Annotated in this window: 12 protein-coding genes and 1 pseudogene; all 13 read right to left on the minus strand. The window is 65.7% G+C overall.

Annotated features, from left to right (window positions below):
• Positions 1-310 precede the first annotated feature (310 nt).
• Positions 311-625 (minus strand): DUF736 domain-containing protein, encoded by a 315-nt coding sequence (locus ACFPFG_RS09700; protein ID WP_016451571.1) that lies wholly within the window; start codon positions 623-625, stop codon positions 311-313.
• Positions 626-1415: 790 nt separating this feature from the next.
• Positions 1416-1808 carry a YkvA family protein gene (locus ACFPFG_RS09705; RefSeq protein WP_012202395.1) on the minus strand — a complete coding sequence of 131 codons (393 nt, stop codon included), beginning with the start codon at positions 1806-1808 and terminating at the stop codon, positions 1416-1418.
• Positions 1805-2752 carry a CDF family Co(II)/Ni(II) efflux transporter DmeF gene (gene dmeF / locus ACFPFG_RS09710; protein WP_017405395.1) on the minus strand — a complete coding sequence of 316 codons (948 nt, stop codon included), beginning with the start codon at positions 2750-2752 and terminating at the stop codon, positions 1805-1807. Before dmeF ends, ACFPFG_RS09705 begins: the two co-directional genes overlap by 4 nt.
• Before the next feature lie 52 nt (positions 2753-2804).
• A complete protein-coding gene (locus ACFPFG_RS09715; protein ID WP_012202397.1) occupies positions 2805-3077 on the minus strand; it encodes a metal/formaldehyde-sensitive transcriptional repressor in 273 nt (90 codons plus the stop codon).
• 260 nt (positions 3078-3337) lie between these two features.
• Positions 3338-3547, minus strand: a complete 210-nt coding sequence (locus ACFPFG_RS09720; protein WP_012202398.1) for a hypothetical protein — start codon at positions 3545-3547, stop codon at positions 3338-3340.
• A 63-nt stretch (positions 3548-3610) separates the two neighbouring features.
• Positions 3611-5674: a ParB/RepB/Spo0J family partition protein gene (locus ACFPFG_RS09725; RefSeq protein ID WP_016451573.1), complete on the minus strand. Its 2064-nt coding sequence runs from the start codon at positions 5672-5674 to the stop codon at positions 3611-3613.
• 64 nt (positions 5675-5738) lie between these two features.
• Entirely contained in the window at positions 5739-6563 is an 825-nt protein-coding gene (locus ACFPFG_RS09730) for a DUF932 domain-containing protein (protein ID WP_012202400.1), read from the minus strand.
• A gap of 710 nt (positions 6564-7273) precedes the next feature.
• Positions 7274-7552: a hypothetical protein gene (locus tag ACFPFG_RS09735; RefSeq protein ID WP_012202401.1), complete on the minus strand. Its 279-nt coding sequence runs from the start codon at positions 7550-7552 to the stop codon at positions 7274-7276.
• Between the two features lie 65 nt (positions 7553-7617).
• Positions 7618-7968, minus strand: a complete 351-nt coding sequence (locus ACFPFG_RS09740) for a DUF2958 domain-containing protein (protein ID WP_012202402.1) — start codon at positions 7966-7968, stop codon at positions 7618-7620.
• A gap of 465 nt (positions 7969-8433) precedes the next feature.
• Positions 8434-8871: a copper-binding protein gene (locus ACFPFG_RS09745; protein WP_016451574.1), complete on the minus strand. Its 438-nt coding sequence runs from the start codon at positions 8869-8871 to the stop codon at positions 8434-8436.
• A gap of 108 nt (positions 8872-8979) precedes the next feature.
• Complete coding sequence (locus ACFPFG_RS09750) at positions 8980-9285, minus strand: hypothetical protein (RefSeq protein ID WP_016451575.1); 306 nt, start codon at positions 9283-9285, stop codon at positions 8980-8982.
• Between the two features lie 417 nt (positions 9286-9702).
• Positions 9703-12874: pseudogene (locus ACFPFG_RS09755) on the minus strand (efflux RND transporter permease subunit).
• The gene (locus tag ACFPFG_RS09760; RefSeq protein WP_016451577.1) at positions 12871-14508 is read right to left on the minus strand and encodes an efflux RND transporter periplasmic adaptor subunit; all 1638 of its coding nucleotides are present in this window, start codon (positions 14506-14508) and stop codon (positions 12871-12873) included. The pseudogene ACFPFG_RS09755 and the gene ACFPFG_RS09760 overlap by 4 nt, the downstream one beginning before the upstream one ends.
• Between the last annotated feature and the right edge of the window lie 10 nt (positions 14509-14518).

Raw genomic sequence — 14518 nt, forward strand, 5'->3', positions numbered from 1 at the left:
AAGTGCAGCGCGGCGGGGATGGGCCTTGCGCCGATCCCCTGGAGCAAGCGACGCGCGCAGCGCCGCAGGCGCGAAGGCGTGAGGGATTGGCGCCGAATGGCCGTGACGACAAAGACGGCACGGGGCGCAGCCAGCTAAGCCCGGCGGTGCAAGGCACCGACACGCCCGGCCGTTCTTGCAGCCGCAGACTCGCCCCATGCCTCAACAGAAGCGGCCCAACATGGGCCACGCTCCTGCAATGACCAGGCTTCCATGCAGCTCTGCGAAAGCGGCACGGCGCCCCGCCGCGTGGGCGGGGCGCTGGCGGCCATCAGGCCGCCTGGGGCTTGCTGCGCGACCAGATCAGCGTGTGCGTGCCGTCCTCTTCCTCGATCAGCCGGGCATAGACCGTTGCTGGGAACGAAGGATCGTCGAGGGTCACGGACACGTAGGGCCGTTCGGCCTTGCTGACTTTCTTCCACGCCGCGCCGATGTCGAAGCCCGCCGCCTGCACGCGGAAGTCGGGGGCGTGTTCGTTGTCCCCCTTGTCGTTGGGAACCAGCTTGGCCTTGACGTTGAGGGTCAGGGTGCGCAGCGTGCCGGTGAAGCCGTCTTTGTCCGCGGTGAAGGTGCCGATGGTTGCCATGATGAATCTCCTTACGATTGAACAAGGTTCGCGCCCATCGCGTCCTTGTTGTGATCCGACCGGCGGGAGACGGGCTGGCTGCACCGCTTGCGGTCGCAACGCAGTGGAGAACCGGGAGGCGAAAAGAATTTGTCCCGCGAGGAATGCGCGCAGCGCAGGGGGAAATTGTTTTCGCCGGACGGTTGCAGCCATAAAGCCCGAGGCGCAGCCGTGCCACCGCCAGGATTCACAACAAGACAAGGACGCCTTGGGCCGAACCGCTTCGAAAGGAGACAGGGCTGACTCGGCATCCCCGCACGAACGCTGCACTGGCTCGCTCCCAGACGCGGGCCAGGTCAACACCCCAATGACGGGCGAGAACGCCCCGGTCACACCTTGCGGCGCCAGTCTTGAGGCGTGGCATGGAAGCTCCATAGCGATGCCGGGCGGGATGCCCGTGAACCGTCCTTCGTAACGTGATGGGCAGGAACCGTCAGCGTCGGGGACGGCACGCATCCGTACAACCTGCCGCAGCAAGCTCCAGCGTATTCGCCAGTTCCCCGCCCATCGCGGCGGGGGCGCCGGCTTGGCCGATCCGGCGTTGCCGGTTCGGCGGTATTCGACGGGCGTCAAGCACCGCGCGGCAGGGATGAGCCTTGCGCCGATCCTCAGGAGGCAAGCGCAGGCGCGAAGGCGTGAGGGATTGAAGCCGAATGGCCGTAATTCGGCACGAAGCACGGGACGCAGCTCGAAAGCCCGGCGGCGCTTCGCGCCGACACGCCCATGCCATTCAATATGCCCTCAGGAAAAACTAAAGATGCGGCATGAGCCAGAACCACAATGCCACCCCCATCACCAGCCACAGCGCCACGATCATCACTGCCCCGAACCGGCTCCGCGGCTTGGCGCCTTCCGCCAGCATCCATTCATCGGCCTGAATACGGCATTGCGCCAGCACATCGGATGGCAGCAGCTTCACAGTCAACCAGATCAGCACGGGCAACAAGATCACATCGTCCACATAACCCAGCACCGGAATGAAGTCTGGAATCAGGTCAATGGGACTGAGCGCATAGGCCACCACGAACAGCCCCAGCGCCTTGGCATACCAAGGCGTGCCGGGATGCTTGCCGGCAAACCACAGCGTCACGCCATCACGCTTGATCCGCCTGGCCCAAGCCTTCAAGGTGACGCCGATGCTCATGCGGCCCCGCGCTGCACTTCGATCGTGACATGCGACAGTTCGTGAATATGCGCGAGCAGTGCCTTGTAGTGCGCGGGCTCCTGGGGCTCCCGAGCCACCAGTGAGACGATGGCCGCGAAATGCCCTGGCCCCACCTGCCAGACATGCAGATCTGTAACCTCGCTTCCCGTCGGCTCCACGGCCTCCCGAATCTCCTGCCGCACTTCCTCGCCCTCGACTGCCGCATCGAGCAACACGCTGCCGGAGTCCCGGATCAGCCCCCATGACCAGCGGGCAATCACCAGCGCGCCCACCACACCCATGACCGGATCAGCCCACAGCCAGCCGTAGCTGCGGCCGAGCAGCAGCGCGACGATGGCGAATACGGATGTCAGCGCATCGGCCAACACATGGATGTACGCGGCGCGCAGATTGTTGTCGCGGCTCTTGCCTGGCACATGATGGTCGTGATCGTGGTGGTGATGTCCATGATTGTGACCGTGATGCGCATGGTCGTCCTTCAGCAGCCAAGCGCAGACCAGGTTGACGCCCAGGCCCACGACAGCCACGGCGATCGCCTGGTTAAAGTCGATATGGATGGGTTGGGTGAGCCGTACCAGACTTTCCCAAGCGATCAGCAGGGCAATCAAGGCCAGGACGATCGCGCTGGCGAAGCCGGCCAGATCGCCGAGCTTGCCCGTGCCGAAGGTAAAGCGCGGATTGCCCACATGCTGGCGCGCAAAGCGGTAGGCCAGCGCGGTAATCAGCATCGCGCCCGCATGGGTGGACATATGCCATCCATCGGCCACCAGCGCCATGGAGCCGTAGATCGAACCGGCCACGATTTCCACCAGCATCATGCTGGCCGTGAGAGCGATCACCAGCCACACCTTGCGCTCATTGCGCTGGTGGTCGCTGCCGAGAAAGAAATGGTCGTGGCCTGAGGCCGAGGGGGTATAGGTCATTGTCATCGGGGAGTCCCTGTCATCTGGAAAAGGTCGCCGGCGGGCGGCGGGTTTATTTCATGTAGGCTCGGATGACCTCGACCATTTCCTCGCCGCCCTGGCGGCGCTCCTTGTCCGTTTCAACTTCCAGGACGTGCTCGCGCAAATGGTCTTCCATCACCTCGGCGGTCAGGCCATTGACCGCGCCGCGCACTGACGCGATCTGGCGTAGCACTTCCACGCACGCCGCGTCTGATTCCAAAGCGCGCTCGATGCCTTCCAACTGCCCTTTGATGCGGCGAACACGGGCGACCAGCTTGTCTTTCTGGCGAGAGGTATGGGACATGACAGCCGACAATTAATATAGTCTAGGGGGCTATATTATAACAACAGCAAAGACGGCATGAGGCGCAGCCGGAAAACCCGACAGCGCGTTGCCGGGCGTGACGCCCGGCAATTTCAACGCCGCCGCCTGAGTGCCAGCGAAGGCGGCGGCGTTCTGATGGAGCTGTTGGGCCTTCAACACCGGGCGCGGCCACCGCCGCGCCCGGATTGGGCTTTTACCGCGCCCAGGACGGAACGGCCTGGGCGCGGTGCTGATCGCGGTTATTCCTTCGTTTTGATGAGCCACCACACGGCGCGCGGCAAGGCGCGTCCCGTGATGGGGTGAATGTCGGCGAGGTCGGCGCGCGTCGTCCAGCCCGAGGGCGGGAGGTAGCCGCACACGTCGCCATCGCCGCGCCAGCGGCGGGCGCGCACCGTGCCGGGCGCGTAGATCGCCGCCATGCGCGGGCGGCTGGTCGTGGTGCGGGTCATGGGGCGGTTCTCCTTCCAGCGAAGCGCCCCGGTCAAGGCCGGGGCGATTGCCATTGGCGCGGGTCAAGCAGCCAGCGCCTCGGCGGGTTCATCCGCCATTACCTCGGCATCCTCCGGGGCGTCCTGTTCCGGGCCTTCCTCCTGCGCAGCTCCCTGCGAGCCTATGGCCTTGAAGATGGCGGGCATCCAGCCCGTACCATCGGCCAGTCGTTCGGCTTCGCTGGCAATGTCGGCTTTCTTCAGCTTTGCCAACCGGGTGACGTGCTCGGGCGCGTACTCGCCCACGGCTCGCAGAATCACGGCCTTTGGAACATGCCGGAAATACCCCTCGGCAGTCGGCTGCCACCACGCGGCCATGTCCAGCCCCACGGCCTGCGCTAGTTCCGCGCCCGGCTGCTGCACCGTGGCACGCGGCGTCACCACGTCCACCGTCGAAGCCACGCACACGGCCAGCAGCTTGACCAGTTCGCCTTGCTCCATCGCCAGCAGCGCAGCGAACAGTTCGGCGCTGTCCTCGGGCAGCTTCTCGCCCCATGCCTGCTGCGCCTCGTGCAGAGCCACAGCAGCAGGCGATTCCGGCCAGTCCGGGGCCATGCCTTCCAGCCTGTCCTGCACCGTGAGGCGAACCCCCAGCGGCAGATCGTGGCCGTAGTGACTGCCCTGCAAGATGGTTTGCACCATGCCATGCACCAGCGCCGCCAGCGCCACCTGCGGATGCCGGGCGACTTCGGTTTGCAGCGCGGCGGTGCGGTGGGCGCTCAAGCGTTGGGCCAGCCGGTCGGACATGGCTGCGGCCTTGGGTGCTTCGTCGGCATCTTCGCCGTCGTCGTCGCCTTCGATTTCCGCGCCGCTAAAACCTTGGCGCAGCTTCTCCAGCGTGCGCAGCGCCTTGGCCTCGGCTTCGCGCAGCAACCCGCGATGAATGACGGCTTCGCCGTTGCGGTCGATGGTGACGATGGCACCGGCTGCGGCCTTCACGCTCGCGGCATAGTCCAGCAAGCCATCCTCCAATGCCTGCAACTGCTCGCCCAGGCGCTCGCCTTCTTCCTGCAAGGCTTCGGCCTTGTCCTCGTCGTCGGCGTCCATCGCGGCATCAATGGCTTCGGCCACTTCCTGCATCTTGGCCTGCAACTTCTCGATGCGCTGTGCGTCGCGCTTGCCCGGTGCGCGGCGCTCCCTCGGCGCACGCTGAAAGGCGTGCAGGTCGGCATGGGTCACGCCCGGCGTGGCATCCACCCATGCCCAGCCCTCGGTGCGGATTGTGTCGGCAATGCTCGCCAGCTTCTGGCGCACCAGCGTTTCCAGCAGAGCGGCATCGTTGAGGTACACGCCCGCATCGCCTTCCGCGAACAGGTCGCGGCGGATGCCTCCGCCTGCCTGCTCGTAGGTGTCCAACCCGACAAAGCGCACCAGCGGATGCGATGCCCCAATCTCGCGCTCGGTCAGCCGCTCGCGCAAGTTGGACGGGTTGCGCTGCCACTGTGGCGCATCATAGAACGCGGCCTCCTGCGCGGCGTGGTCGTCGGTGATGGACAGCGCCATCAACTGATCCAGCGTCACGGCATCGGCGCGATAGTCGGCCATCAGGCGGGGCGAGACATTCGCCAGCTTCAAGCGGCGCTGCACCACCAGCGGCGTGACGGAGAAATCCGCCGCAATGTCCTCGATGGGCCGGCCCTCGGCCACCAATGCCGCAAACGCTTCAAACTGATCTGCGGGGTGCATGGCTTCGCGCTGCACGTTTTCGGTGAGGCTGGCCGTGCGGGCCGTGCCATCGGCCACCTGCAGGCAAGGCACCTCCCAATCCTTGGCGATGCGGTGTTTCTTCGCCAGCAGCTTGAGGGCTGCAAGGCGTCGGCCACCGGCCACCACCTCGTAATGCTCGCCATCAGCGGCGGGAATCACGATCAGGTTTTGCAGCAGGCCAACGCGCTGGATGCTCGCGGCCAGTTCGGGGATGGACATGCGCGGGGTCTTGCGCACATTGCGGCCCGTGGGGCGCAGCACCAGCCGCGACAGCGGAACCAGAATCATGTGCTTGCTCGGGTCGGCGGCTTGCAGCACGTTCGCTGCGCTGCTGGCTGCGGTGTGGACGGCGCGGGCTTCGGTAGTGGTAACGGCGTTCATGGTGAATCTCCAATAAGTGAAACAAGGAAATGGAGGGGAACCGCCCCTCCGGCGGGGGAACGGTTCAAGCCTTAAGCTGGCGCATACCATCGGCCAGCAGCCACAGGGCACGGTTCAGCCGAATGTCGGAATCAATGCCCTGCACGGGGCGGGTCTGCTGCCTGCGTCCGTTGGTGCTGCGCCCGGACAGGCCGCCTTTGGTGAGGTTTTCTTGAGTGCGGTTGAACACGCTCCACAAGTCCGGGCGGCGGTCGTCGAAGCGGCGCGGCATCAGAATTTGCGATTCGGTGACAGGCGCTGGCTTGTCCGGGTCGTCGTACTTCAACGCCAGCGCAGCACGGGCGAACACCTCCGATTCGCCATCGTCCAAGGTGATGCCGCGCATCAGGTCGCGCGATTCCTTCACCCGCTCGAAGCCGCTCAACACCTCATAAGCGCCTTCGATGACGTGCCCGGCCACGTTGCCTTTGTGGGGTACGCGCACATCGGCCACGGTGTCACCGCACACCAGCCCATTGCTGCACACGAAGCGGAACATTCCGGCCAGCATCTGGTAGCTGCTCGTGCCGTCATGGGAGTTCAGCAGCACGATTTCGTTAGCTTCCGCGCCGTTGATCTGGCTGGCATGGCGCAGGCGCAGCATGTGTTTCGTGTGCTCGCGCTTGCCTTCATCGCGCACGCGGGTCTGCGTCACCATGAAGGGTTGAAACCCCTCTTTGCGCAGTTCGGTCAGCACGGCGGCGGTGGGGATATAGGCGTACCGCTCGGAACGGCTCTCATGCGGTGCATCCGCGAAGATGGACGGGGCCACCCTGCGAATCTGGTCATCGGACAGCGGGTAGCCGCTGCGCAGCGCCGGGGAGTGGGAAGCGAAACGGGTTGCAAGCATGTCGTTCTCCTGAACAAAAAGGCTGTTGAAGAAAACCGCACACCGGATTCCTAGATTCGGAGCCCAGCCTTTCGGCTGTTCGGTGCGGTCGGCACGAGGAACCCGGTTGGCCCTGTTGCCACCGTCCTTCCTGAGTTCATCGCCCGCGACGGTCAGGAGCGCGCGGACGGGGGCCGTCAAGGAGACAAGCGCAGGGTTGGTGCGGCCCGCAGGCGCAGCCGAGGACACGGCCCTGCGCGCCTTGACGGCACACAGCCGCGGGCTACAGTCGCGGTGAAGGTGATGAAGTCAGGGAAGACGGCTGGACATGGCAACGGCCGTCCCTACACACCGACCGCACGGCAAGCGAAGCGCGCAGGCCCGAAGCTGGAAGCCGGGCCGGAGGCGTCAGCCGAGCGGAGCGAGGGAACGATGGAAGCCCGAAGGGGCGAGACGCCGCAGGCGGCTCGATGCGCCACGCGCACGACAGCGCGACCGGCTATCTCCCAGGTGGCCGGGGACGCCCAGCCTTCAAAGTGGAATGAACAACTGGATCAGGATGAGCAAACGCGAGGCATCGTCGATCTGCGGCTGATGTTGTCTGGCCGATCCGGCGCAGCCGGTTCGGCGGTCTTTGAGGGGTGCCAAGCATCGCGCGGCGGGGATAGCCCGCAGGGCTTTCCCCTGGAGGCAAGCGAAGCGCGCAGCGCCCCGTCAGGGGCGCGTAGGCATCATGCCGAGTCGTCAGGACGCAGGCTGGATTCCGCAACCGGCATCCACGGCGATGACGAGTCCAGCAGGTATCGCGCACCGCGCGCGTACAGACCCGACAGCCCGGTGGGCTGGTAGAACCCGGTGACGCGGCGCCGGAACTGTGCGCCGTACTCGTTGGTGTAGATCACCGCGTCGCCGATCTTGAAGCGCAAGGGCTGGCCGTTCTCCGGCGCGAACGGCTTGAGCGCATCGTGCTGCGCCGTGATTTCGATGATGTAGTCGTGATGGCTGCTCATGGCATTGATCTCCTTCGATGGTCGAGAAAGCACAAGGAGCGCCTTGCGGCGCTCCCAAGGCCAGGTCAGACAGCGATCCGCCCGGCCAAGCGCGCATCGCGCGCATAGGCGCTCAACCGCTTCTCGGCGCGGAAAGACAGGTCACGCTCGATCGGCAACCCCAGCCGCCCGCGCACCGCTGCCAGCTCGCCCAGGCTGACCCAGCCGATTTCCGGCATCCCCAGGCCCAGGTCGCAAAGACCAAAGACGTGGTCGTGGTCGTCGGGATCAATCTCGGTCAGCAGCCAGGTCGCGCCCGCATCGGGCGTGAACAGCTTGACTACGGGCGCCGGATCGAAGTCCGGGTTCTCCAAGGATGCGCGGCCGTTGGCCAGCAGCAGCGCACGCTGCTCGTCGGTGATGAATGCGTAGTTCATGCTGAACTCCTGAAAGGATGCCGGGCGGAATTGCCCAGCCCCTGCGGGTCACGGCGCAGCGCAAGCCGTCAAGGGGCACGACGGCCGCAGGCCGCAAGCGCCCATGGCGCGCCGCCCTTTACGGCGCGAACGCCGTGGCACCATGGGGAGACAGCAAGCCGCCACACCCCACCATCCAGCTACACCCGGTCTTGGCAAGCGCAGCGCGCAGGCCCTGGTCAGCAAGTTGGGCCGGAGGTGTCAGCGATGAGAGCCCGCATGGGGCGAAACCCGCAGGGGTTCAATGCGCAGCACGACAGCGTGGCCGGCCATGCTCCAGTGGCCGGGATCGCCCTGCATCTGCGGTGAAACAGAAAAACGCCTTGGGTGACGATGCTGATCACCTTGATCAATTTGCAGGAAGGATGCGACTACGAAACGCGTGCGCGTTCACCGTAGTCGCAGGCTCACATCGTCTGCGGCGCGTTATTTGACCGAGGTCACGACGTAGCCGTCACCCTCTTTCTTGAACCCGACGTGGACTTTCGCGCCCACGGCGAGTTTGTCGTACAGGGCCTTGTCCTTGACGCCAAACGCCATGGTCATCGCGGGCCACCCCAGGCTCTTGACGGGGCCATGCGCAAGGGTGACCTTGCCCTGGACCGCGTCAAATTCCTTCACCACGGCATCGGCCTCATGGGCCGCGGACTTGGCGGTGCCTTTGGCGTCCATGCCTTTCATCATGTCCTGGCACTTCTTGGCATCCATGTCCTTCATGTCCATGCCCTTCATCCCCTTCATGTCCATGCACTCCTGCATGCCCTTACCCTCCATCTTCATGCTGCCCATGTCGCCGGATTGGGCGAAGGTGGCAGCAGAAAACGCCAAGGCGGCGATCAGCGTTGCGGTTGAGACGAGTTTCATGATGGATTTCCTTTTCTGAGCTTTAAAAATGGGGCCGGCCTTCTGGCAGGCCCCGGATGGAACGCGGCCACTGGGAATGGCCAGCGTTGGAGAGTCATGGGCTGGTGCTCACGACCCGGGGTTCGTGCATGCCTTGACCTGGGCCTCGTAACGCGCCTTGCGCATCCGGTTTTCTCCAGGCGTCGTTTGGGCACGCGGGCCGTGATCCAGCGGCAGCACCAGCGGGTCGGTCGGGCAGTTCACCCGCTGACCTGTGGTGCCGTCGACTCGGGTGGTACTGGCCGTTTGCGATGCTGCTGCCGCCTGTTTGGCTGCGCGTGCCTTCTCGATGGCCTGGAAGTCGGGGCCGGCCAGTGCAGGCAGAGAAGCGCCCAGCGCCAGGGCGGCGATGAGGGGGAGCAGTGATTTTTTCATGATGGTTTTCCAAGGTTGGTTGATCCAAAAAGTCCGAGAGGAGCCTCATCGGATCAATCCAGCCACCGGCAGAACGCTAGGCGTACAGGCCATCGCAGTCGACCGCCTCCCGCATCAAAGAACCAGGTCGGCGCCGGCGCCACCGTCGCAAGCGCGAGCCAGGCCACCGGAGCCTGCTCTCGCGCTTCGCCTTCGCCGGTGAATGCGTGAGCCGCTGGTGCCGGTGCGATGGCACAAGCCGGGCATACCTGGCAATCGTCGGCGCTGCTGGGCAACGGGCGCGAGGCCACCATTGCCGTCATCACCGGGCCGGCGTGCTGAATCTCCTGGGCGGAAACGGCAGCGCGTGTCGCTGTGCCCAGCAGCAGCGACAGGCAAAGCACCGCCGCACCCCATGCGCGGCCGCCACCGGAGCGTTCAAGTGGCCGCATGACGACGCCTCCAGAACATCCGCCGCGATGCCTTGCGCTCGCGCGGCCGCCGCATCAACAGGTAGGCCGCGGGAATGACGAACATCGACAGCAACGGGGCCGTGACCATCCCTCCCACCATCGGCGCGGCGATGCGCTGCATCACCTCGGAGCCGGTGCCCGTGCCCCACATGATCGGCAGCAGGCCGGCCAGGATGACGGCCACCGTCATCGCTTTGGGCCGCACGCGCAGCACGGCGCCCTCGCGAATGGCATTCAGCAGATCGGCCTCGCTGGTCGTGCCGCGGCCGACTCGCTCCTGCCAGGCGTTCTTGAGGTACAGCAGCATGATCACGCCGAATTCGGCGGACACGCCAGCCAGTGCGATGAAGCCCACCGCACCCGCGATCGACAGGTTGTAGCCCAGCAGGTACAGCAGCCAGATGCCGCCCACCAGCGCGAATGGGAGCGCAGCCATGATCAGAAGCGCTTCACCGAACGCGCCGAAGGTCAGGTACAGCAACACGAAGATGATGAGCAGCGTGAAGGGCACCACTACCTTGAGCTTGGCGGTGGCCCGCTCCAGGAACTCGAACTGTCCCGACCAGGAGATTGAGTAGCCCGGCGGCAGCTTTACCTGCTTGGCCACGGCCTGCTGCATGTCCTGCACCGCGGAGCGCAGGTCGCGGTCCCGGATGTCGACGTACACCCAGCCCGACAGGCGCGCGTTCTCGCTGCGCAGCATCGGCGGCCCGTCGGCAATGCGGATGTCGGCCACGTCGGACAGCACCAGGCGCTGGCCGCGCTCGGTCACGACGGGCAGGGAGCGCAGTTTTTCCAGCGAATCGCGCATCTCGCGCGGGTAGCGCAGGTTGATCGGGAAGCGCTGCAGGCCTTCCACCGTCTCGCCGATGTTCTCGCCGCCCACGGCGGACGAGACCACCGACTGCACGTCGGCGATGTTCAGGCCGTAGCGGGCCGCATCGTCGCGCCGGATGTTCACATCCACATAGCGCCCACCCGTGAGCCGCTCGGCCAAAGCGCTGCTGACGCCGGGCACGTCCTTGAGCGTGCGTTCGATCTCTGCGGTGATGCGATCGATGGTTGCTAGGTCGGTGCCCGCGACCTTAACCCCCACAGGGCTCTTGATGCCCGTGGCCAGCATGTCAATGCGGTTGCGGATCGGCGGCACCCAGATGTTGGACAGGCCCGGCACCTTGACGATGCGGTCAAGTTCCTCGACCAGCTTGTCGGTCGTCATGCCGGCGCGCCACTGGTCGCGCGGCTTGAACTGGATCGTCGTCTCGAACATCTCCAGCGGAGCGGGGTCGGTGGCGCTCTCCGCGCGGCCGGCCTTGCCGTAGACGCTCGCGACCTCCGGCACCGTCTTGATCAGGCGGTCGGTCTGCTGCAGCAGCTCTCCCGCCTTTCCTGCCGACAGTCCCGGCAGCGCCGAAGGCATGTACAGCAGGTCACCTTCGTCCAGCCGCGGCATGAACTCGCCGCCGATGTGCTGCAGCGGCCACAGGCTGGTGGCCAGCACCACGACCGCCACCACGAGCGTGAGCTTTGGGGCGCGCAGCACCCTGTCGAGCAGCGGCCGGTAGACCGCGATCAACAGGCGATTGAGTGGATTGTTTTTCTCATCGGGGATGCGGCCACGGATCAGGTAGCCCATGAGCACCGGAATCAAGGTCACCGACAGGCCGGCCGCAGCCGCCATGGCGTAGGTCTTGGTGAACGCCAGCGGCGAGAACAGGCGTCCCTCCTGCGCTTCCAGCGTGAACACAGGCACGAAGGACAGCGTGATGATCAGCAGCGAGAAAAACAACGCCGGCCCCACCTCCGCCGCCGAGTCACCGATGACCCGCCACCGGGCCGGCCCTTCGAGCACCTCGCCGGGGTGCTCATGGCTCCAGTGCTCCAGATGCTTGTGGGCGTTCTCGATCATCACCACCGCCGCGTCGACCATCGCACCGATGGCGATCGCGATACCCCCCCAGCGACATGATGTTGGCGTTGACGCCCTGGTAGTGCATCACGATGAACGCCGCCAGGATGCCCAGGGGCAGAGAGATGATCGCGACCAGCGCCGAGCGCAGGTGGAACAGGAAGATGAAGCAGACCACCGCGACGACGATGAACTCCTCGATCAGCTTGTGCGTGAGGTTGTCGACCGCGCGTTCGATCAGCCCGGAGCGGTCGTACACCGGCACGATCTCCACGCCCCGCGGCAAGCTGGACGCCAGGCCCTTGAGCTTGTCCTTGACCGCGGCAATGGTCTGCAGCGCGTTCTTGCCTGAGCGCATGACGATCACGCCGCCGACGGCTTCGCCCTCGCCATTGAGTTCGCCGATACCGCGGCGCATCTCCGGACCGATCTGCACCTGGGCCACGTCGCCCAGGCGCACTGATACGCCGGCGGCTGTCGTCATCAGCGGCACCTTCCTAAAATCCTCAAGACTCCCCAGGTAGCCCGAGGCGCGCACCATGTATTCGGCCTCGCCGAGTTCGAGCACCGAGCCGCCGGTCTCCTGGTTCGCGCGCTGGATCGCCTCCACGACCTTGGTGTGCGGGATGCCGTAGGCCGCGAGCTTGTCCGGATCAAGCACGATCTGGTACTGGCGCACCATGCCGCCTACCGAGGCAACCTCGGCCACGTCGGGCACGGTCTTGAGCTCGTACTTGAGGAACCAGTCCTGCAGGGCGCGCAGTTGCGAGATGTCCATCTTGCCGCTGCGGTCGACCAGTGCGTACTCGTAGATCCAGCCCACGCCGGAAGCGTCCGGACCGAGCGAGGCCTTAGCCTGGGCCGGCAACCTCGACTGCACCTGGTTGAGGTATTCGAGGACGCGGGAGCGCGCCCAATATTGGTCGGTCCCGTCCTCGAACAGCACGTAGACGAAGGAGTCGCCAAAGAACGAGTAGCCGCGCACCGCCTTTGCGCCCGGCACCGAGAGCATCGTCGTCGTCAACGGGTACGTGACCTGGTTCTCGACGATGCGCGGCGCCTGGCCCGGATAGGTGGTGCGGATGATGACCTGCACGTCCGACAGGTCGGGCAGCGCGTCCAGCGGCGTTCGCTGTACCGCATAGATGCCCCAGGCGCTGAGTGCCAAGGTGGCCAGCAGCACGAGGAAGCGGTTGGCGATGGACCAGCGGATCAGCTTGGCGATCATGGCTTGCCTCCGGCCGCCATCGGCGTGACGTGCGTGAGCTGCGGCAGGTCGTCCGCGCCCATGAAGAACTCGAAGCGCACGCGATCACCGACCTGCACGTTGCGCGCCGCGCCGTCGGGCGGCAGTTTGAAGTCCATCGTCATCGGGCCCCACTTCATTGTGGGAATGGCGCCGTGCGACAGGGTCAACGCGTCCTTGCCGACGCTGACGACCTTGGCCTCACCGACATGCCGTGGCGCGCTGGCGGCCACCGGGGCCGAAGGCGAAGCTGGGGCAACCACGGCCGGCTCGCTGTTCAAGCGGGCCTCGACACCCTTGAGGCTGGCCTCCGAGTCGATCAGGAACTGCGAGGACACGACGACGCGCTGCCCCGCCGACAGGCCGCGCTTGATCTCGGTCTGGCCACTGTTCTCCAGGCCCGCCTCGACATCGACCGGACGGAAGCGCCCGTTGTCTTCGGCCACGATCACCACCGTGCGTTTGCCGGTCTGGATCACCGCCTCGGTGGGCACGAGCAGCGTCTTGTCGGGCCGCATGTCCACGAAGTTCATCGTGACGAACATCCCCGGTACCAGCCGGCTGCCAGGATTGGCGAGCTCCAGGCGAGCCTTCAGTGTGCGCGTGCTCGGATTCACCTCGGGCAGGATCGCCTGCACCTTGCCATCGAAGCTGCTGCCGGGCGCGGCCGGGCTACGGGCCTGCACCTTGGCGCCCGGGCGCAGCAGCGCGGCCTGGCTCTCGGGCACCTCGGCGTTGGCCCACACGGTGGACAAGCCGTTGATGCGGAACAGCGTCGCGCCCGGCATCACCGTCATGCCTTCACGCGCCAGCAATTCGACCACCACGCCGCCGATGGGCGCGCTCAGCGTGATGCGTGGCTGGGTCTTGCCGCTGCGCTCGACCAGCGCGATCTGGGCATCGTCCATGCCGACCTGGCGCATGCGCTGGCGCGCACCGTCGACCAGCCCACCCAGGTCCGTGCCTTTCATGCGCCGTACTGACAGGAACTCTTCCTGCGCAGCAACCCAGTCCGGGACATAGAGGCTGACCAGCGGTTGCCCCTTGGCGACCGGGTCCAGCGTGGCACGCACGTACAGGTGCTCGACGTACCCGGTGGCACGCGCTTGCACGATCGCCTGGTCACGCTCGTTGAAGGCGATGCTGCCCACCGCCGACACCTGCGGCGACAGCGTGCCTTCGGTCACTTCGGCGGTGCGAACGCCGAGGTTCTGCTGGATGCGCGAGCTGACAGTGACGTTTCCCTTATCTGCATCCCCGTCGGCATAGACCGGCGACATCATCATGTCCATGAAGGGTGACTTGCCCGGCTTGTCGAACTTGTTCGCCGGTACCATGGGATCGTTGTAGTACAGGATCTTCTTGCCATTGGCGGGATCGACGTCGCCGGCCTTGAGGCCGGCCGCGATATGCCGCCGCGTGGCGTCCTCGCCCGACTCATTGGCAGGCGCAGCAACAGCGGGAGTCGCCGCTTGCGGCGATGCCATGCCACTGGGATTCGAAGGCGTGGCCGGCATGTCGGCTCCGTGGCGCATGCCGAGGGTGTAGAGGCCGTAGCCGGCGGCGCCCAGCACGCCGGCGGCGACGAGGGCCATCACGAGGTTTTTGGTTTTCATGGGAGGTCTC

Source organism: Delftia deserti, from assembly GCF_042653485.1.
In the GTDB taxonomy this organism is placed as follows: domain Bacteria; phylum Pseudomonadota; class Gammaproteobacteria; order Burkholderiales; family Burkholderiaceae_C; genus Comamonas; species Comamonas acidovorans.